18 protein-coding genes are annotated in these 20401 nt (G+C 54.3%); 8 read left to right on the forward strand and 10 right to left on the reverse strand.

All coding sequences use genetic code 11. The features are described 5' to 3' along the window. Positions 1 to 77: 77 nt before the first annotated feature. A complete protein-coding gene (locus HB779_RS02150; protein ID WP_188344185.1) occupies positions 78 to 269 on the reverse strand; it encodes a hypothetical protein in 192 nt (63 codons plus the stop codon). 134 nt (positions 270 to 403) lie between these two features. Here HB779_RS02150 and HB779_RS02155 point away from each other — a divergent pair, with 134 nt between their 5' ends. Together HB779_RS02155 and HB779_RS02160 are read left to right on the forward strand one after the other, a co-directional pair. Further along, positions 404 to 790 carry an Arc family DNA-binding protein gene (locus HB779_RS02155; protein ID WP_188344186.1) on the forward strand — a complete coding sequence of 129 codons (387 nt, stop codon included), beginning with the start codon at positions 404 to 406 and terminating at the stop codon, positions 788 to 790. 48 nt (positions 791 to 838) lie between these two features. Continuing rightward, positions 839 to 2089 carry a site-specific integrase gene (locus tag HB779_RS02160; protein WP_188344187.1) on the forward strand — a complete coding sequence of 417 codons (1251 nt, stop codon included), beginning with the start codon at positions 839 to 841 and terminating at the stop codon, positions 2087 to 2089. Positions 2090 to 2228: 139 nt separating this feature from the next. Here the strand turns inward: HB779_RS02160 and HB779_RS02165 are convergent, their stop codons facing one another. From HB779_RS02165 to HB779_RS02180, 4 genes are all read right to left on the reverse strand, one after another. Next, positions 2229 to 3368: a glycosyltransferase family 4 protein gene (locus tag HB779_RS02165; RefSeq protein ID WP_188344188.1), complete on the reverse strand. Its 1140-nt coding sequence runs from the start codon at positions 3366 to 3368 to the stop codon at positions 2229 to 2231. Then, on the reverse strand, positions 3368 to 4612 hold the full coding sequence (locus HB779_RS02170) for a glycosyltransferase family 4 protein (RefSeq protein WP_244642532.1): 1245 nt from the start codon (positions 4610 to 4612) through the stop codon (positions 3368 to 3370). The genes HB779_RS02165 and HB779_RS02170 overlap by 1 nt, the downstream gene beginning before the upstream one ends. Beyond that, entirely contained in the window at positions 4612 to 5382 is a 771-nt protein-coding gene (locus HB779_RS02175) for a polysaccharide deacetylase family protein (RefSeq protein ID WP_188344189.1), read from the reverse strand. The genes HB779_RS02170 and HB779_RS02175 overlap by 1 nt, the downstream gene beginning before the upstream one ends. A gap of 117 nt (positions 5383 to 5499) precedes the next feature. Next, on the reverse strand, positions 5500 to 6981 hold the full coding sequence (locus tag HB779_RS02180) for a GumC family protein (protein ID WP_188344190.1): 1482 nt from the start codon (positions 6979 to 6981) through the stop codon (positions 5500 to 5502). A 162-nt stretch (positions 6982 to 7143) separates the two neighbouring features. On the opposite strand from HB779_RS02180, the gene HB779_RS02185 reads away from it, so the two are divergent. Together HB779_RS02185 and HB779_RS02190 are read left to right on the forward strand one after the other, a co-directional pair. Beyond that, on the forward strand, positions 7144 to 8448 hold the full coding sequence (locus tag HB779_RS02185) for a lipopolysaccharide biosynthesis protein (protein ID WP_188344191.1): 1305 nt from the start codon (positions 7144 to 7146) through the stop codon (positions 8446 to 8448). Positions 8449 to 8567: 119 nt separating this feature from the next. Continuing rightward, positions 8568 to 9668 (forward strand): GNAT family N-acetyltransferase, encoded by a 1101-nt coding sequence (locus HB779_RS02190; protein ID WP_188344192.1) that lies wholly within the window; start codon positions 8568 to 8570, stop codon positions 9666 to 9668. 4 nt (positions 9669 to 9672) lie between these two features. Here the strand turns inward: HB779_RS02190 and HB779_RS02195 are convergent, their stop codons facing one another. From HB779_RS02195 to HB779_RS02205, 3 genes are read right to left on the reverse strand one after another with little or no spacing between them, the layout of a single operon-like run. Beyond that, positions 9673 to 11856 carry a glycoside hydrolase gene (locus tag HB779_RS02195; RefSeq protein WP_188344193.1) on the reverse strand — a complete coding sequence of 728 codons (2184 nt, stop codon included), beginning with the start codon at positions 11854 to 11856 and terminating at the stop codon, positions 9673 to 9675. A 28-nt stretch (positions 11857 to 11884) separates the two neighbouring features. After that, positions 11885 to 12883 (reverse strand): glycosyltransferase family 2 protein, encoded by a 999-nt coding sequence (locus HB779_RS02200; protein WP_188344194.1) that lies wholly within the window; start codon positions 12881 to 12883, stop codon positions 11885 to 11887. A 30-nt stretch (positions 12884 to 12913) separates the two neighbouring features. Continuing rightward, the gene (locus HB779_RS02205) at positions 12914 to 14053 is read right to left on the reverse strand and encodes a GNAT family N-acetyltransferase (protein ID WP_188344195.1); all 1140 of its coding nucleotides are present in this window, start codon (positions 14051 to 14053) and stop codon (positions 12914 to 12916) included. A gap of 140 nt (positions 14054 to 14193) precedes the next feature. On the opposite strand from HB779_RS02205, the gene HB779_RS02210 reads away from it, so the two are divergent. From HB779_RS02210 to HB779_RS02225, 4 genes are all read left to right on the forward strand, one after another. Further along, positions 14194 to 15393: an NAD(P)/FAD-dependent oxidoreductase gene (locus HB779_RS02210; RefSeq protein WP_188344196.1), complete on the forward strand. Its 1200-nt coding sequence runs from the start codon at positions 14194 to 14196 to the stop codon at positions 15391 to 15393. A 142-nt stretch (positions 15394 to 15535) separates the two neighbouring features. Beyond that, positions 15536 to 15910, forward strand: a complete 375-nt coding sequence (locus HB779_RS02215; protein ID WP_188344197.1) for a YciI family protein — start codon at positions 15536 to 15538, stop codon at positions 15908 to 15910. Beyond that, positions 15907 to 17160 carry an RNA polymerase sigma factor gene (locus HB779_RS02220; RefSeq protein WP_188344198.1) on the forward strand — a complete coding sequence of 418 codons (1254 nt, stop codon included), beginning with the start codon at positions 15907 to 15909 and terminating at the stop codon, positions 17158 to 17160. The genes HB779_RS02215 and HB779_RS02220 overlap by 4 nt, the downstream gene beginning before the upstream one ends. A gap of 78 nt (positions 17161 to 17238) precedes the next feature. Then, on the forward strand, positions 17239 to 17721 hold the full coding sequence (locus tag HB779_RS02225) for an SRPBCC family protein (protein ID WP_188344199.1): 483 nt from the start codon (positions 17239 to 17241) through the stop codon (positions 17719 to 17721). Positions 17722 to 17794: 73 nt separating this feature from the next. Here the strand turns inward: HB779_RS02225 and HB779_RS02230 are convergent, their stop codons facing one another. Beyond that, the gene (locus tag HB779_RS02230) at positions 17795 to 18844 is read right to left on the reverse strand and encodes a DUF475 domain-containing protein (RefSeq protein ID WP_188344200.1); all 1050 of its coding nucleotides are present in this window, start codon (positions 18842 to 18844) and stop codon (positions 17795 to 17797) included. Between the two features lie 184 nt (positions 18845 to 19028). Beyond that, a complete protein-coding gene (gene cbiE / locus HB779_RS02235; protein WP_188344201.1) occupies positions 19029 to 20243 on the reverse strand; it encodes a precorrin-6y C5,15-methyltransferase (decarboxylating) subunit CbiE in 1215 nt (404 codons plus the stop codon). Positions 20244 to 20401: the final 158 nt, after the last annotated feature.

Genomic DNA, 20401 nt, shown 5'->3' on the forward strand with positions numbered 1-20401 from the left:
TTCGGGGGAATTTGAGAACCGTGGCTCGGCAGGACGGCAATCCTGGCCGGGCTTTTTCGTTTCTGCTGCTTGGGTTTTCACGCTGCGTCTTCCATAAAAAACGCGATAAGCTTCGAGCGGCTCACCACGTAACGCTCGCCCACTTGCTTAACCATAGGCAGCTTACCGCCGGCTATCATGTGATAGGTTTGCTGATACGAGCGACCAATTAACTTTCCGATCGCATCCACCCCCCATACCAAGTCTAAGGAAGCCTCATAATGTTCCATTTCAATCCTTTCTTAACCACGCTTATTGATCTCGTTTGCTTTGAATAAATTACCGTGATTTAAATTACCACGATTTCATTGTGCGTCAAGCGCAAATAAATTACTGTGATTTCATTTCATGAGGATGGTGCGCAATGGCAAAGCCTGGCAGAGGATCAGATCAATTTCCGCTTAGGCTTCCTGACGGACTTCGAGACCGGATAAAGGCGCGAGCAGAACAACGCGGCCGTAGCATGAACACGGAAATCGTGCTCCTTTTAGAGAGAGAATTCCCTGAGCCAATCAGCTTTGATGAGGAAATTCAGGAGATGATTGACCTTGTTGAAGTATTGAAAGATGGCCTAGACGACCGAAGGGTGAACCTTATCGCTGTTTCAATTGAACTTTTGATAAAGAACATTCTCAAAGGGAAAGTTGAAGGGGTCGATGGATCGACCGTGAACAAACTTCGTGAACGGTATGAACACTATTTGGAAGATGAGATTAAAAATGCTCACCGCAATGAATCTGACGAAGAGTGATCCGTTCAAATGTCAGACAGAAATGAAACCACTTTTTGAAGGCAGGACATGTCTATCCGCAAGCGCACATGGACGAATGCCAAGGGCGAAGAGAAAACCGCCTGGGTGGTTGATTATACCGATACCAAGGGCACTCGCCGACTGAAGACATTCAGATTGAAGAAAGAGGCCGATGTTTTTGCGACAACAGCAAGCGTTGAAGTTCGTGAAGGCGTCCATGTTGCTGACAGTGCTAGTGCGACGGTCAAAGAGGCCGGCGAACTATGGATCAAGCGCGCAGAAAAGAACGGGCTGGAGCGCGGTACCATCGTTCAATACCGGCAACACCTCGACCTGCATATCAATCATTTCCTCGGGACGACATTGCTTTCACGTCTGACTGTGCCGGCGATCAGATCCTTTGAGGATGACATGATGGAGCAAGGCCGATCCACTTCCATGGTGCGCAAAGTGATGGTGAGCCTTGGTTCACTTCTGGCTGATGCCCAGGAGCGTGGTCTGGTAATCCGCAACGCAGCGAGGGAAAAGAGCCGCGCTCGTCAAAAGGGCAAGGACAGGCGCCTAGAGAAGCGCCAGAAGGGCAAGTTGCGTATTGGGGTGGATATTCCCTCACGGGAAGAGATAAAGGCCATCGTAGACGCTCTGGAGGGCAAATGGAGACCGTTGCTTCTGACCGCGATATTTACCGGCCTACGCGCTTCTGAAATCCGCGGGCTGCGCTGGGTCGATGTCGATGTTGAAAAGCGGGAAATTCACGTACGGCAACGCGCTGACAGGTTCAATCAAATCGGCCGGCCGAAATCGGAAGCCGGAGAGAGGACGATACCTATTCCGCCCCTAGTAGCCAATACGCTGAAGGCGTGGCGGCTTTCATGCCCCCGCCCCCGAACCGGACAAAAGGATTCGAAGGGAAAGCATCTCACCGAAGAGATACGGCCTGAACAGTTTGTATTCCCAAACAGCCTGGGTAAGGTCGAGTCCCTATCGAAAATCATGCAGATCGGTTTCGCTCCAGCACAAGTTTCTGCCGGCGTCACCACCAATACCGGCGAGATCGACAAGGACGGAAATCCGGTCTTGAGATCGAAATACACAGGGTTTCATGCCATCAGGCATTTCTATGCGTCTTGGTGTATCAACCGCCGGGAAGATGGAGGGCTATCACTGCCTCCGAAGATGGTCCAGGAAAGGCTCGGCCACTCGTCCATTACACTGACAATGGATACCTATGGGCACCTCTTCCCACGCAACGATGATGCAGCAGAATTAGCGGCCGCTGAGCTAGCTCTTTTAAAATGAACGCGACATAGACGCAACATACGGCCGTAACTGCTTGATTTAAAATCAGCAAAATAAGATTCCTAATCTGTAGGCCACTGGTTCGAATCCAGTCGGGATCACCATAAAATCCATTGCTTGCCGTCCGCAGCAAAGATTGTCAGCGCTTGAGCACTCTGTTGTAAATGCTCAATGTCCGGTCTGAAATCTGCAACCAGCCATAGTCTTTTGCCACCTGCGCCGCCTTTGCAGCTGCATTGTCAGCGTCGAAGGGTACAGCGAGTTTCGAACGCATGGCTCCCGCCAATTGATCCGTATCGCCCAGCGGGAAATAATCTTCCGGCGGCAGGCCTATTTCGAGATTGGCGGTAATATTACTTGCCAGAACAGGCAGTCCAAAACCCATCGCCTCAAGCAGGGCAATCGGCATGCCCTCGTGACTCGATGGCAGGACAAACAGCCCGGCATTTTCATAAAGAATGGAGAGGTCATCACCAGTCTGCATTCCGGCGAGAACAACACCCGGAACGGTTGATGCCAGAGCTTCGACTTCCTGCGAATAGGCAGCCATATATTCAGCCGCCCCCACAAGAACCAGCTTAAACGATGGATCAGCGAGTTTGGCAAATGCCGCTATGAGATCGTGCTGGCGCTTTTCCGGAACAATACGCGCAACCATGATCACGTATCGGTGCGGCACCAGCTCAAGCTTATGCAGAATCCCGCTATCCCCATGGCTTCGGCGTATCGTAACGCCGTTTGGCAGGTATTCCACAGGCGTGCCGTAACGGCTTTGCATGGTGCGGGCAATATCGTTGGAAACGGCTATGCGTCCACTGGCAAAGCGCATACCCGCTGCTTCTCCTAGCTTGAGCATACGCTTGGCAAGGCCACCCCATTTTTGCCGGTCGTAATCATAGCCGTGATGGGTAACGATGACCTTCAGGCCGAACAACCGTGCCAATGGTGTCATCAAAGCCGGACCGATCGCGTGGATATGGAGAATATCCGGACGACGGAATGCTGCAAACAGGACGCCGAGCGCGGTATGCGCAATCGCTTCGAATTTCATGGAGGCCGGTGACCATAACGGAACCACGTTTATCCGTTTCCATGCATAAGGTTTTGACGTGAGCAAGTAGCGCTTGCGTCCAAGAATAGTGACATCCCACCCCTTGTCGACGAAATGCTGGCTCAACTCTTCCACATGTTTTTCTACACCGCCCTGTACATCGGGAATGCCGCGAAGACCGAGCATCATAACGCGTGGCCGTTCCTTGGGCGTATCGGAGACTGTCATCACGATACGCCAAGGCTCGCGTAAAGATCGACGGTACGGTCGCGAAAGGCGGCTGCCGAAAAATCACGGGAAATCCAGTCCCGGCCATCGGCACCCATTCGGGCCCGGGCAGCGGGCGTAAGGTCAGCCATGGCAGCCAATACACGAGCCAGATCGTTAGCATCGCCGGAAATAGCGGTCATTCCGGTTTCTCCATCGCGGATCATCTCGGGAATTCCGCCAATAGCAGCACCAATGACCGGCTTACCCAGCGCATAGGCTTCCAGGATGCTGACAGGTGCATTTTCATACCATTCTGACGGAAGAACCAGCGCCTTGGATTCACCGATCAAACGGGTCAGATTCTGGCCCGAGACATAACCCGCAAATGTAACGTCCGCACCCAGTTCCTGCACGAGAGCTTTCAGCATTGCTTCATCGGGACCGGTTCCTGCAATAACCAGCCGCTGCTTGGCCATTGCGGCAGCCTTGATCAGCGTCACCAGTCCTTTTTCCGGTGCCAGCCGTCCGGCAAAAACAAAGTAGTCACCCTCGTCCCAGCCGGTTGTAAACTCCTGCGTATCGACAAAGTTCGGTATGTAGATCAGCTGCTCCGCTGGCCAGCCCCACTCAATGAGCTTTTCACGATAAAAGCGGCTGGGAACAACAAACTTGTCCACCTTGTGGCGATAAAGACCAAGGCCCCGGTGCACGATCGTCTCCAGGAAAACGAGACCACTCAATACGGTAGAACCTTTGATACAGCGGTGACGCAACACGTTGTAAATTTTGCCACCGCGACATTCTTCGCAAACATGCCCGTTGACCAGCATCTTATAGGCAGGACAAGCCAGCTTGAGATCATGGACCGTCATGACTGTCGGTATATTTGCCTTCTTGAGCGTGGCAAAAACCGACGGCGAGAGATGATGATAAACATTATGCGCATGGGCGATATCGGGCCGGGCCTGCTCTATGAGTGACTCGATGCTGCGCTGTGCCTCAAAGGAATAGATAATCTTTCCCGCCTGCGCCACTTTGGTCATCAGGCTGCTTTCGCGGCCATATTCGATCTCGGAAACAAAATACTCCGACCAAGGCGAGTTGTTATTATCCGGGTGCTGCATGGCGAACGGGATCACGTCCCAGCCAATGTCCGAAAACAACTGCATCTGCTCGAGAAAAATTGCTTCAGCTCCACCCCGGCGATAAAAATAGTTATTGATCGCAAGGAGCCGTTTCTGTTTGGCTGAGGTTTCCAGAATCAAAGCCTCTCCGCCCCAAACTCTGCAAGCGCATCGCGCACCGGAAGAACCGAGCAGCCCTGCGCCAGACTGTAGCTGACAAGCTTTTCGAATGTGTCTGCCGTACAACCAAACTCTGTCGGTTGCGGCGCGATATCATGCGTAAAAAAGATGAGCCAGCCAGGCTCGGCGACCAGCGTATCGATCCACGCGGTCAGGCCCTGTGCATGAGCTTCGGGCTGCCGGATTTCCACGCCGGAAAGAAACACGGGATTGACCGCGCCGCGATTGATACGCTCGCCACCCGCACGGCAAGTCTGAAAGCGGTTTGCAAAAACCCGCCGCGCCCAAAATGAGCCCGCATTATAGGGATAGGCAAAATTTCGCTTCTTGTCCTGCATCTCAATTGCATCAAGATAGCCCTTGTTTTGCTGCAGATCCGCCTCGAGCGTCCTGGTTCCCATATGCGAAACCTTCGTATGAGAGAACGTATGACAGCCGATCTCATGGCCTTGCTCGGCCAAAGACTGGCAACCCTCGCGCGAAATCAGCGTCCGCCCCGGTTCCCGGCGTCCCTCGAGCGATCCGGCAATATAAAACGTTCCGCGCACGCCGTGATGTTCCAATATGCGCGCGCCATTGGTGAGTGCGGTATCGGGCACATCATCGAACGTGAACGAGACAATAGGCTTTGCCACCGGCACTTGAATGAGCTGCGCGGGCAGCCAGCGCATCATTCGGTCAGTGATACGGTCAGACCAATAGTCCAGCTTGTTCAAAATCTCAGACATGCACCAATCCAAAACGCAAATAACAATCGGAATAGAAGAATATTGCAACCATTGGGGGAATGGCTTTGGCGCGTCCAACGATTTCGGCAATCCTCCCCGTACGAAGAGAGTAATACCTTAAACCTTCGATGTCTTCCGCTCGTTGCGAACGGCACCGAGCAACCCCATCGCGATTGCCAGAAGCGCGCCGAAGCCCGCCCCGGCAAAGCCCCCTCCCGCTGCCAGCAGAGCAGTGCGTGGCGGCCAGCTGCGGCTCATCGGCGGCACAGCTGTCGAAATGACCCGGATGTTGGTGCTGTTAAGCTGCTGACGTTCTGTCGTCTCGCCTGCCCGCGTCAGGAAAGTCTGATAGATCGCGATCTTGGTCGTCATATCCCGTTCCAGATCATTCAACCGCACCTGCGCATCATTATCCATTGAAACGGAAGACCGTGCGGTCGCCGCCTGCTGTTTGAGCGCATCAACAACCGCCTTGGCTTGTTCCAGATCGACCTGTGCCGCTCTGAGAATCCGGCCGGTTTCCCGCGAAATTTCCTGTTCGAGCCCGCCAAGCTGGGACCTCGCCCGGATCAATCCGGGATAACGCGGTCCATAGGTCATCGACATGGAGTCGACGCTCTGCTTCACCGTCGCGTATTGGGCTCTCAACCCTGTCAGGGTCTGCGATTGCAACGTGCCGGACGGGTTTGACTGATTGGGCCGCGATGCGGTCAATTCATTGTAGCGCGACTGCGCTTCGACCAGCCGGGCATTGGCATCGATCAGCTTGACATTGATCTGAGCCATCGATTGCGAACTGATCAATTCACCGGACGTGGTTTGAAGCCCGTTGTCACGTTTGAAATCCGCCACCTTTGCTTCAGCGTCGGAAGCACTCTTTTTCAATTCGACCAAACGGTCTGTCAGCGCGGATGCAGCGCGCCCCGCGCCATCGGCTTCGGCCTGCGCAACTTCTTCCTGAAATGCCTTTGCCAGTGTATCGGCAATACGGACAGCCATGTCAGGCGTATTGGCCCAGGCCGATACCGTGATCAGGTAGGACCGTTCCTGACGTTTGGCGCTGATTCTCTGCGACAGGCTGCGTATCGCTGCCAATGTCTTGTCGGAGACCGCAGGCTTGCTGCTGCCGAACAGAGCGCCCAAGCTAAAACCAGACCCTTCCGTACCGACAAACTCGGGATCATTGGCAAGGTTGAGTTCGGTGACAACACGGCGGAGCACATTACCCGATGTCAGCACCAGCATTTTGCTTTCCACATCCAGTATTTGCGTGTCGCCTTGCTGATTCTGCGGATAAATATCATTCGGCAATACCTGCAGATTGGCGGGCGGCACGAGAATGTCCGTATAGACGGTGTAACGCGGCTTCACACCAACGCCGTAGCCGATGCCGATCACTGCCCCAACGACGGCAGCGATGAGAACCCAGTACCAGCGGGCAAGAAACCAGCCGATCAGCAAACTCACATCAATTTGCGGGAGCGAGAAAGAATAGGCAGGCGTGGGCTCGACAACGATAGACTTAACGCGCTCGACGGCAGGTCCTTTGGTAGGAACCACCGGCTGCGATTTGCCTGCCGCATCACGTAGTCTGTACATCGAGCACTACTCTATAAGCATCAATCAAACCGTAACGGTTTGTCAGTAATGTATATCTAAACGATAGATTGCAAATTTTGATTAATAAATGGCTATTGCTGACTGTCGAGTCATACAATGACGTATGTGAATTCTAGTTTTTCGGACGGGTAATAGAGCGAGATGAAGTTCAACGTCGCTGAGATCGCCGGTAAACTACCGCAGCTTTTGCCCATGGTTCTCTCATACGCCGCATCAAGTGGCAGCCTGTTGATCGCCAATCTCGCCCAATTGGTAACGTTCGCAATCTTGGCCCGCTCATTCGGTGCAGTGGAATTTGGCGTCTTTGTTTCAGTGACCGCTGTCACCAGCATTGCCGTTCATCTCTGCGGATTGGGTGCGTCGGAATGTATGGTGCGGCGGGTTGCGCGCGACCATTCCATCTATCCGGTCATGCTGGGTCACAATCTGATTCTCACGCTGACAAGCGGCGTTGTTCTTGTTCTCATCGGTATGCTTGTCCTGCCATTCTGGATGAAACTATCGCCGGACCCGGCCCAAAACACCTTGGCAATTCTCCTGATCCTCATCACCAACATCATTCTGGTGCGCCTTATCCTGCTGACTGAACAGATATTCATCGGTCATTCGCAATTTCCGGCAGCTAATCGTTCCGTCGTGGGTTTTGCCTTTGCACGTACAGCGGCTGCAGCGCTTGCTTGCCTCGTTTTCGGAGTAACCAGTCTGGTAGACTGGGCGATATGGCAGTTTTCTGCCCATGTGCTGGTTGCAATTGTTTATGCGTGGTCGTTGCGCAAGCTGGGGCGGCCGCAATACAGGATCGTGCGCGAAGAAATTCGCCTTGGGATTCTATTCGCCACGCCGTTTATTTTCCGCGCTATCCGTCAGAACGTCGATCTGCTGATGCTGGGTATCATGGCCAATCCTGAAGTTGTCGGCAGCTACGGTGTCGCCCGGCGCATAATCGACAGCAGCTATCTTTCCATCGATGCCATGAACCGCCTCGTTTATCCCGGACTGGCACGATTGAGCATAGACGGAATTCACAACGCCATCGGCCGCACGAAGAAGATATTGCTGGCGGCGCTGGCAATCGGCTTCGGTTCCGCCCTTGCCATTTTCCTGATCTCGCCATTCCTGCCCATCTTGTTCGGGCGCGAATACGTATCCCTGGTTTCATTCTGCCGGATACTGAGCGGTACCGTTGTTTTCGTGGCCGTATGGTCTGTTGCAGTCGATGCGCTAGGCGCGGCAGGCTATCACGGTCCGCGTGCCGCTATCCTCAATACAGGAAATGCGCTCGGCGCGGGGTTGATAGCTTGGGGCACATGGGTCGCCCCACCGCAAGGGACACTCATTTCAGTCTATCTTATCGAAATCGGGATTATGATCGCCGCGTGGATCGTTCTTCTCCATGTTGCCCGCAACAGCGCAGCCGCAGCTCAGAACCGGTCGGTCACCCCATAACCGTTATTCTATCTGTAATTGCATAAAATCCGGTTCCCGGTTGTATTGTCAGCATATCTCTGTGATCGTACGGCCACACCAACGAGGCAATATCGATAAAGTCTAAAACGGGGATAACAATGGCGGGAAAGGAGCACATACGTCCGATGAATGTGGAAGATATTCCACAGGTGGGACGGCTCTTTTACAAAATATTCCGGAAGAAATCCGTCGATTCTCCCAACACATTCAATGACTACTTCAAAGAGCTGTTTTTCAGCAGCCCTCTCTACCAGCCGCAGCATGGAAGCTACGTTCATGAAGCTGATAATGGCCGCATCAGCAGCGCGATATCGGCCATCCCGATGCAATACATGGTCGATGGCACCCCCATGACTGCACGGCTTTTATGCGCTTTCATGACTGATCCGGACGTGTCCTGCCGGGGTGCGTTTGAACTCGCTCTGACAATGCGGCCACGTCATCAGGACCTTTGCTTTACCGATAGCGCCTCGCCCGTCAGTGCCAATCATTTCACGGTTGTGGGCGGAAAACTCCTGCCGCTGAATGGCTTGGACTGGTGCCGTATCTTCCGCCCCGCCCGCTATTTCTCGCAATCGGCCGCAAAAAAATCTGCGCTTTTCCGTTACATCGCACGGCTGCTGCTTGACCGGCCAATCGATAGTGTCATGCGACGGACAGTACCCGCTTTGCGTGTTCCCGCTGCAAGTGGCATGCATGACGAAGACATGTCGCAAGAGCTCTTCGTATCAACGGCGCCGGAATTTCTGAACGCCTATTCGGTACATCCTGTCTGGTCGCAGCCGGAACTGGATTGGATCGTGCGCATGGCAAGGCTGAACACTGGGCTTGGCTCTTTCCACATCCGCTCCGTATGGGATCAGAATGCCGAGCTCTGCGGCTGCTTTGTCTATTTCGCCGATCCCGGCTCCATCGCGCAGGTCCTCAATATCTTTGCCGCAAAGGGCAAGGAACATGCAGTGATTGGCCAGATGATGGTTCATCTGGAGCAGACTGGATTTGCTGCAGCACTTGGCCACGTTCAACCCCGACAACTGGATGCACTCTCACGCCATCGCGCCATGTTTTACAAACACCGCGCGCATGTATGTGTATCGGCGCGGCACAGCACCATCACATCCGCTATTGATCGCAATGACATATTCATCGGTGGTCTGGCAGGAGAATCCTGGAGCAGGCTCGTCTCCGATTTTTTCTGATGGATCAGGGCTGCCGTTCGATGAGGAAGTAGGTAGTCGGTCCATCAGGACCGTCATTGGACAACGATACTTTCAACTCACCATCGCCCTTCGCACTTGCACGACGAACCTTGCCATCAAGCCCAACCGGCGAAAGGCTCCAGTGCCCCGTCCCCGGTAGCGAGAAATCGACGCTTCCGACCTTTATCCGCGCTGGCAAACGTCCGAAATCAGCAATCACACGCTCGCTGGCATCGGCAAACCGCATGCCGGTGTTTTGCGCATCCGTTGCGAAAATCACCAGAAGCCGGTGGCTGGTTTTGACCGGCTGATCGTCAAGGGACGAGATCGCAAACAACCCTTTGCCCGATGCATTGCCGACAGTCACGCTGTTCAATGTGACCTTGTCGGCAAGCGCGGCAAAAGCGATCGCTTCAGTCCTCTCCGTCTTTACGCTGATACGCAGCTTGTTCTGATCCAGACTGATCTGGTCCGTATTGCTTTCATAAATGCCTTTGGCTGCATCACTCACATTCGCCGGATCAAGCAGTCCGGCATTACGCAAGGCGGATGCGATGGCCGTAGCCGATGCGTCTTTGCGCACCGCTGCGACAGCCAGCCCTTTTGCAGCAGCGGAGCGTATTGCGTCCCCGTCCTGTTGCAGGCCGATTGCCCCTAGCAATGCCAACGAGGTTAAATTGTCCGGCTCGCGCTCTTCAATATTTTGCGTCAAACCCTCTTCGCCTCGAACCACAAAAGGAATGGAAACCGGCGAACCCGCAACGTCCCCGCGCCTGAACAACAGGGCTGCAAGGGTTTCACCCGCACGGGCAACGGGATCGAGGGCGATAGCATAGGGCAGCATCTGGCGTTTGTGGGGAACATCCTCACCGTAAGCCAGAACAATAGGCCCATGGCCATGGCGGCAAAGCACATCCCAGTTTTGCAGCGCTGCATAGGCAGGCATGACAATACCCGACTCGTAACGGTACTGGCTCCAAAAGAGATGATCGTGTTCCGTAACGAAAAAGGGCCGTCCGAGCCAGCGGGCAGCAGCGATCAGACGCATGTAGGCGGCCCCATCCGCGACCGAGCTTTTTTGTCCGATTGTGGCACCGGGCTCATATGACCCTACCCAATCCTGATAGGTATTCATTGCCACGCCTTGCTGGCTCGCCCGGGTTACGCCCGTCTGCAATGTCGGCCAATTATTATAGGGCGTGACAACGCCTCTAAAGCCGAGATCGCGCAAAGCAGCGGTCATCCGTTTGGCAGAACGCGTCTCCACATCAATGAAAAAAGCTTGCAGATCGCGCATACGCGGCGTCTTTTCATAACGGCTTGGAGGAAGCGAAATCGTTGCATCTTCAAGATGTTCGCCAGCTTTCACCCAGCCCCAAGCATCGGCAAGGGCTGATGTCGTGACGTAACGCTCTTGCAGCCATTTGTTGAAGCCCAGCTGAAGCAGCTTTGAATAATGTGGCTGGCCATCCCGTTCATGCAGGATGCTGTCAAACTCGATGCTATTTTCGTTGAACGGCACGATTGCCACCAAGGCCGGATCCCGGATCGGTGCAATACCCGTATAAGGGTTGACGGTGGCCAGAACCTTTTCCTGAAAGCTCAGCCAGTGTTGAAAGGCCTTCTCGTCGAGCTGGACTTCGATCTTCAGTTCGCCCTGTAAATCCCAACGATCATCATAGCCGCCATAGGCACCGCGCGAGGAACTAAGACCATCCATCATCCAGTAGATGCCATTCCGCTTGAGCGCGGCCATCAGGTAATGAAACCGGTCCATTGTCTCCGGATCGAAATCAAAGTCCTTGCTGCGGCCAAACATCAGCGACGCATCAAAGAAATGAAAACGGGCGATATTATAGCCGTGCAACTTCAACTGAAGTGCATAACGATCCGCATTCGCATGGTCCGGGAAACCACCCGAAGCAGGGCTCCATCCCAGTGCGGCGCACAGGAATCTGACTGGCCTGCCCGGAGCATTGGCCCGCGCCAGGCTTCCACCCTCGCTAACGACGATGCGGCTTTCCTCATCTATCGGGGGATTGGGAAGAAACCCGGAGAAATCCAGCGGACTGCCGCTTTGCAGTTCCAGCGATATTTCCCGAACCGGGGACCAAACATCCTTTGCCTCCGCAGGCGCGCCAAAGACGAGAGAACTCCAGATAAAAGCGCAGGTGAAAGCAAAGCGCATCGGGTCGCCCAATCCTTTATCTCTGGTTTCAGGGTTTCTTCGAAATCACCTGACTTTCGATCCAGTCAGCCGGTTGTCGCCGGGAATGAAAAAAACCAAGCGGCAAAGCCGCCGCATGGAAGCACCATGCCACCACCGCATAGAAACCCAATGACAGGCTTCGCTGCTTCACACTCATTGCCGCAACAACAAAGGCGATCAGAGCCACATCAATCGCCAGTGCCGTCATTTTGTCCGGCAAAAAGACCAGCAAGGCAATCATCACCAGCCACCAGAGATAAACCCCGGCCCATAACCGCAGTTCAGGCAATTCCTGGATCAGTTTTTTCCAGTGCGGTTGACCAAAGGCCGCCCGCAGCAATTCACCAACGCCGCGCAGATACTTGGACTGCCAGCGCCGGACGAGCAGTTTGTAGGCATTGATGGAGTGGCCAAAATGCGAAACGAACCGCCGGTCGATCCGGTAGAGTTCCCATCCCAACGCACGCAGTCTCACCCCGAGATCGAATTCTTCATAGCCGTGCAAATTACGGTCGGAGAAATAACCGGCCTGTTCAATCGCGCTGCGCCGATAGAGCCCGCCACCGTTCATGCGATCGATCGAACCGGTTCTGTTCTCCGGCGACACGCGGCGGACACGGCGTGTAAACTCAAGATTATCAACATTCATTTCCACGACATGCCCGGTAACCCCTGCAACTTTGGGATTCGCGTTCAGGAATGCGACCGCTTCGCTGAGGAAACTTTCATCAAGCAGCATGTCCCCATCCATCAGGCAAATGAGATCGTTGTGGCTGTACTGAAAACCCAATTGTGGGCCGATACCGCAACTTGCTCTTGCAGGTTTCATGATTTGCGCAACGGTAACGGGATATTGCATGGCAATCTCAACCGTACGGTCTGTTGATCCGCTATCGGCGACAATGATTTCCGGACTCTCCCCCGGCAATGCCTTCAAAGCGCTCTCGATAGCCGCAGCAATGCGCTTTTCCTCATTGAGCGTTTTCATAATAATCGAAACAGTCATCAGCCAATCCTGCCAAGATAAAGAGAGCGTTTATGTAACGGGCTTAGCGCGTAGCGCCCGGAGTATTACCCATTTTAGCGGTCTGATTTTCTGCCACACATATGTCGCGCGCAACCACACCATGAAGCGCAGCCTTGCTGCCATCAAGCGGCCACGCGCGGTGCGAATGAACGTCGCTTTCCTCAGATCAATGGTAACGTCGCAGCAATTCAATTTCCAAGGCTCGTCGCCAATACCAAGGTCCAGACAATCGAAACCATGATCAACCAGATGTTGCAGCAAAAGATAATGCAGGACACGCCCCGGCGAATATTTGGACCATTCCCCCGACTCGAACGTGAACACCAGCCCATAATAATGTTTGGCTTCGATCAGCCCCCACATGGCCGCAATGATCTGTCCGTTAACAACGAGCGCCGAAAGATGCAAAGCGCCTGCTGCGGCAAAATTATCCGTGCCAAGTTCAAAAAAGGCCTTCTTTTCAGGCTCCTTGTCAAAACCTGGGACCTGGGTTTCCTCAAAACGCCGCTGCTTCTGCGCTAGCAATGTCTCCAGGATAAATGCGCGTTCCTGCGCCGTCTGCGCGATGAGCAACTGGCATTCACCAAGTCGTCCCAGTGCGCGGTGCCGGTTGCGCAGATTCTTTGAGCCCGGTTGTGCCTGATCAATATCCGCCCAACTGCGTTTGAGATTTGTAAGATGACAGGACTCTCCATTGGCCTCATCAGTCAACAGAAACAGCGGATTTTTTTGATCTTCAACATATTCCGGCATCTTGTCGAGGATTGCCAGATCGAAAGGCGGCAGAGCTGCAACCACCTCGTTCCAGAATTGCTGAGACAGATCCCGGGTCCATTCAGGAGCGCCTGCAAAAAGGATGGGCGCATTGTAGTCGGATACCCCATCATCGACAAAGCTCAGCATACGTCCGCCATTGCGTGAGACGATCACGAAAGGCAGGAAACATACGGGTATTCCTGCGGCACTTCGAACTTCAACCAGGCAAAGGCGGCCATTTGAAACAGCGCCATAGGATGCGAGCCAGGTTCGCAGAAAAGTCGTCGTCTGAAAGACAGTGTGCCTTGTGTCCGACTTGATTCCCGCTTCCGGCCATTCCGCTGATAGCTGGTCCGGATGGTCAAAAACCTGGATAGTAAACTCTGAAATCACACGCACTTACCTTTTTGAGATATCCCGGCTTCCTGACGTCGGTAACCACAGAATATATTGTTTAGCACACATCTTATTTACGCTGTATTATTTGGCTTCTCATAGAGAAACCCAGCCGCATAGCGGTGACCGGAGCTTGTATGGCTGAAACAGAATTGCCCATCGGACTGATCGACATACAACCTGAAACAACCGATATCATCATTATCGGTGGCGGATTGGCCGGTATCAGCGCGGCAACAGCCCTTACCCGCAATGGATTTGAGGTAACGCTGATCAGCACGCATGATCGTCATCCTCCGGACTTTCGCGCTGAAAAGATTGCCGAATCGCAAATGAACTTGTTTGAACGTATTGGTCTGGGCGATGTTGCCCGCGCTCATACAACAGCGTTTGACGGCGTATGGGTGCAGCGCTTTGGCCGCATTGTCGAGCGCAGCACCACGCGCGAATACAGCAGCGACTATTCCGATCTCGTCAATACGCTGCGCCGCGCTTTGCCTCCACAGGTTCATACGATCATTGGCCGTGTGTCGGACATCCAAACCGGACCGGAGCGGCAGGAGGTTATTCTTTCCGACGGCCGCCGCTTCAGCGGCCGTCTGCTTGTGGTCGCCACGGGTCTGGGCGATGCCGTCCGCAAGAAACTTGGCGTCGAACGGGAAGTCTTGAGCCCCGCGCATTCACTCTGTTGCGGCTTCGACCTTGCAAGGCCACGCAGTGAGTTTCCCTTTCCCTCACTTGTCTGGAACGGCGAACACTTCAACGACCGCGTATCCTATCTGACGCTCTTCCCGATCGGAGAGAAGATCAGGGCGAATTTCTTCCTGTATCGCAGCTTTTCAGAGGAATGGACCAAAACGTTTCGAGACCATCCGGAACAAAGCATGCGCGATGTCATGCCGGGGCTTGAAGACATGTTCGGCGATATGACGGTAACGGGCCCGGTCATTGCCCGGCCGATCGAACTGGTGCGGGTCCACAATTACGAGCAGGACGGCATGGTTCTGGTCGGCGATGCTTTTTGCGTCGTCTGCCCGATCACCGGGACTGGAATAGAAAAAGCGCTGACGGATGTCGATCGTCTTTGCAATGTCCATGTACCGCGCTGGTTCAAGACACCGGGTATGCATGCCGGAAAAATCCGCGAATTCTACGCTGATCCGGTAAAGCGGGCGCGGGACGAATCTGCAATGAAGATGAGTTACGATTCAAAAAGCATCAAAACCGATTCGGCCTTCTACTGGAAGCTGCGGCGGCTGCGCAGCAATACGCTTGGCCGCGCACGCTATGCCGTGCGCGCAACGGTGAAAAATCTGAAAGCGTCCCATCCGCATTAGCAATTTTCTGCTGATCTTATTCTACCGTATTCCCCATAAACCACGTCACGCGCATGCCCATTGCTGCGCCGATAAATTTTTCTCGACGTCATGTCGGGATCAGCCATAGTGGTTCGTCTTTAGGGAGAAGGAGTATACCCGGATGCTTTACGCCATACTTTGCTACAACATGGAAGACGTCGTCGGCTCATGGTCGAAGGAGGAAGATGATCTTGTCATGGAACGGCTTGGCGCTGTGCAGGAAAAGCTTGCCAAAGCCGGCAAACTTGGGCCTGTCGCCCGTTTGCTGCCGACCACTGCCGCAACAACGCTGCGCAAATCCCGCGACGAACCATTGATCATTGACGGCCCGTTTGCCGAAACCAAGGAGCAGTTTCTCGGCTTTTACGTTGTCGATTGTGCATCGCTGGACGAAGTTCTCGATATTACCCGCGACCTCGCCGAGGCCAATCCCGGCCAGGGCTCTTATGAAATACGGCCGCTCGCGCTGTTTAGACCGGGATCGAACTTCCAATGACAGACCCCAACTGGATCGACGCCGCATTGACAGCCGCCCGGCCGCAAGCCGTCGGCGCACTGCTACGCTACTTTCGCAATCTCGATATTGCCGAAGAAGCGTTTCAGGAGGCCTGCCTTCGCGCCCTTAAGAATTGGCCGAAGAATGGCCCGCCGCGCGATCCAGCCGCATGGCTCATCTTTGTTGGCCGCAACAGTGCCATCGACACTGTTCGGCGTCAGACGAAGCAGCAGCCCTTGCCGCCGGAAGAACTTCTGTCCGATCTCGAAGACGCTGAAGCAACGATTGTCGAGAAGATCGACAGTGCCGATTATCGCGACGACATCCTCCGCTTGCTTTTCATCTGTTGCCATCCTGATCTTCCCGCTACCCAACAGATTGCGCTTGCCTTGCGTATCGTTTCAGGTCTGTCGGTCCGGCAGATTGCCCGGGCATTTCTTGTTGGCGAAAGCGCGATGGAGCAGCGCATCACCCGTGCAAAAGGCCGGGTTTCCTCCGGTGAAATTCCATTCGAAACGCCCGATGCAATCGAACGGGCGGAGCGACTCGCCGTTGTCAGTGCAATGGTCTATCTGATTTTCAATGAGGGCTATTCAGCCGGCAGTACCGAAGTCGAAGCGCGGTTTCCGCTCTGCGATGAAGCGATCAGGCTGGCAAGGCTGCTGCTCCGGATATTCCCCACAGAACCGGAAATGATGGGGCTGACAGCGCTGCTCCTGTTGCAGAACGCCCGTGCAAAAGCCCGGTTTGACGCAGATGGTGCCGTCATCTTGCTTGACAACCAGGACCGCAGCCTCTGGAACCAGCAGATGATTGCGGAGGGCCTCGCCTTGATCGACAAGGCCATGCGCCACCGGCAAGTGGGACCCTATCAGGTCCAGGCCGCTATCGCAGCGCTGCATGCGCGGGCCAAACGGCCGGAAGATACGGACTGGAGCGAAATTGACCTGCTGTATGCCGCGCTAGAACGGATCACGCCTTCGCCGGTCATCACGCTCAATCGTTCCGTAGCTGTAGCGAAGATTCGCGGACCGGAAGAGGCACTGACCCTGATCGCCCCGTTGGAAGACCGCCTTTCCGGTTATTTCCACTTCTTTGGCGTCAAGGGAGGTCTGCTCATGCAACTCGGACGCAAGGAAGAGGCCCGCATAGCCTTTGACCGCGCGATCGCTCTCGCCAATACCCCGGCTGAAGCTGCCCATATCCGCATGCATCTCGACGGCTTGAGCGCCGTGAGCCAAACAAAATAATAAAAGATTCTCGCGCGGTGTCGGATCGATCAATGCTGGTTCGTCCTTGGATCAGGAAACCAAACACCGGAGAATAAAATGACCACCACCGCCGAAACCAACCAGACAGCAAACCGCGATCTCGTTCTGACCCGCATTATCGACGCACCGCGCAAGAATATCTTTCGTGCTTGGACCGAGGCTGATCTCTTGAAGCAGTGGTTCGCGCCGCTGCCCTATACGACACCACACGCTGAACTCGATGTCCGCGCTGGCGGCTCCAACGTCATTACAATGCGCAGCCCGGATGGCACGGAGTATCCCAATCAGGGCGTCTATCTTGAAGTGGTCAAGAACGAGCGTCTGGTGTTCACCGATGCCTACACAAAGGATTGGCAGCCGTCAGAAAAGCCGTTCATGACTGTGATCATCACGCTGGAAGATCTCGGCGGCAAAACCAAATACACCGCTTTGGTCCGTCATTGGACTGAGGCCGACCGTGAAGCGCATGAGAAAATGGGCTTTCACGAAGGTTGGGGCATCTGCACGGACCAGCTCGCAGCCTTGGCCGCCAAGCTCTGAGCACAGCTCAACGCATAAAAAAAGCCATCTGGAATCCCGGATGGCTTTTTATTGACTGCTTCACGCCAAATGGTCAGGCGTGTCCTGCCTCTTCGGGATGACGGCGACGGTAGCGAATCGATGACCAGAGCGAGAAAATGATCAGAATCGCACCGATGAGCCCAGTGATGACTTCGGGAATATGAAACAGCGTCTGGCAATACATGATAACGGCCAGAACGAGGATCGCATAGAACGCACCGTGTTCGAGATAACGGTATTGCCCGAGCGTTTCCTTTTCCACCATCATAATGGTCAGCGCACGTACATAGAAGGCACCGATGCCGAGACCGATGGCGATAACGAACAGGTTCGTCGAAAGCGCAAAGGCCCCGATAACACCATCAAAGGAAAAGCTGGCGTCAAGCACTTCCAGATAAAGGAATGCACCCAGCCCGCCCTTATGTACACTGTCCATCTGTTCCTGGGTGGCGTCGAGAAGTTCGCCCAATCCCTCGACAACAAGAAAGGTCATGAGGCCGTAAATGGCCGAAGTCAGGAACGTGACCGATTCTGCACCCTCCAATTGCTTGGAGAAAAAGATGATCAGCGCCAGAACGACACCAACCTCGATGCCCTGAATCGAAGCAAAACGTGAGGCACGGCTTTCGATAACGCGAATCCAGTGCACATCTTTCTCGTGATCGAAGAAGAATTTGAGACCGACCATTAGCAGAAACGTGCCGCCAAAAGCTGAAATGCCCACATGCGCATCCTTCATGATGCGCGCATATTCTTCGGGATTCGAGATTGCGAGTTTGAGCGCCGAGATAGGATCAATCCACGCCGCGATGGCGACAATGGCCAGCGGAAAAATAATCCGCATACCGAACACGGCAACGATAATGCCCCATGTCAAAAACCGGCGTTGCCACACCGGAGTCATATCACGCAGAATCTTGGCATTGACGATCGCATTATCGAATGAAAGCGAAATTTCGAGGATGCCCAGAACCGCGCAGATGAAGAGAACTGAAAGCGCACCTTCTACGGTACCGGAATAGACGAAGCCTATCCACGTCCCAAGTGCCAGCCCAAAAACAGTAAAGATAAACGGCCAGGTGAAATACTTATAAGTTGCCATACTTAATTCCTGCTAGAGTCTCCCAGATTGCTTCAGGGCGGGAAATCAAAACGGCTTCAACGATCGAATGATCGAGCTTTATCTACCGTTTCAACAGGAATTCGCGCCAAATAGCAATCACCCGGCTCACCTTAGACTGCACAATCCTGTCTCTATCCTGTCGCGGTATGAATCAGCTGCCTGATCACACCGGTTTATGAACAGAATAAATGACGACCGGCAAAGCGGCACGCCACGCATCAAATGATCCAAGTGGTAGCGCCTGCGAAACATTCAGTTTGGTCAGATGACCACCAAACCTGTTACGCCAATCAATGAGTGCAATCTCACTCTGGATGGTCACGGCGTTGGCAACGAGGCGTCCGCCCGGTTTCAAGGCTTTCCAGCATGCATCCATAACGCCAGCGTCGGTCACGCCTCCGCCAATAAAAATTGCATCGGGCTCTGCAAGCCCCAGCAGCGCGGGCGGCGCTTCGCCCTGCACAAGCACCAAATCAGGAACGCCCAAGGACTTGCTATTGCGCTCGATAAAACCCTGCCGCTTTGCATTGGCTTCGATGGCCATTGCACGACAGGATGGGTGCGCCCGCATCCACTCAATACCGATTGACCCGCATCCGGCGCCAACGTCCCAGAGCAATTCACCCGCCCGTGGGCCGAGCCACGCCAGCGTCACGGCCCGGACATCCCGCTTGGTCAATTGGCCGTCATTCTCGAATGCCTCATCCGGCAAACCGGCGAGCGTCGAATAGGACCGTGCGTCCGGCGTTGCGGGCCCGCAATCAACGGTGAGTACATTGAGGTCGGCACTGCGCGGATGATCCCAATCCTGCGCGACGCCATCAACCCGATGTTCGGCTTCACCGCCCATATGCTCCAGCACCGTAAGCCGTGCCGCACCAAAGCCGCTCTCAGTCAACATGCGCGCCACTTGCGCAGGCGTGGCACCATCATTGCTGAGAATGAGCAGTTTGGCACCTGGAGTGAATGACTTGAACAATGTCTCGACCGGACGACCATGCACACTCAATAAGTGCAGATGCTGGATCGGCCAACCCATGGCCGCTGCCGCCAGTGAGAACGAGGCCGGAGCAGGCAGCACATGCATTTCGCTGCGGTCAAAGAAACGGGTCAAGGTTGCACCCATGCCGAAATGCATCGGATCGCCACTGGCGAGCACCACAACATTCTCGCCGCGCAATGCTTTCAGTGTCGGATAAACATCGGAAAACGGGGATGGCCAGGCAATACGCTTTGCCTTGACGGATTCCGGCAACAGTTCAAGATGCCGTTTACCGCCGAACACCGTTGTTGCCCGGCTAAGCGCATCGCGGGCGTTCTCACCCAGACCGCCATAACCATCCTCACCAATACCGATAATCGTAAGCCACGGCGTCATATTGTGATCCATTGATTGCAGAGGCTATGCATGCCCGAAACCATCCGACGGGTCAACGAAGCGGCACATCGGTGGGAAAATGGATTTTGAGATCATATTTCTTCCCTCTGCACCGGCCATCCTGTAAAACCGCACTCAATGAGCCAGTTAAACATAGC

Origin of the sequence: Phyllobacterium sp. 628 (assembly GCF_014189505.1) — a bacterium.
Taxonomy (GTDB): domain Bacteria; phylum Pseudomonadota; class Alphaproteobacteria; order Rhizobiales; family Rhizobiaceae; genus Phyllobacterium.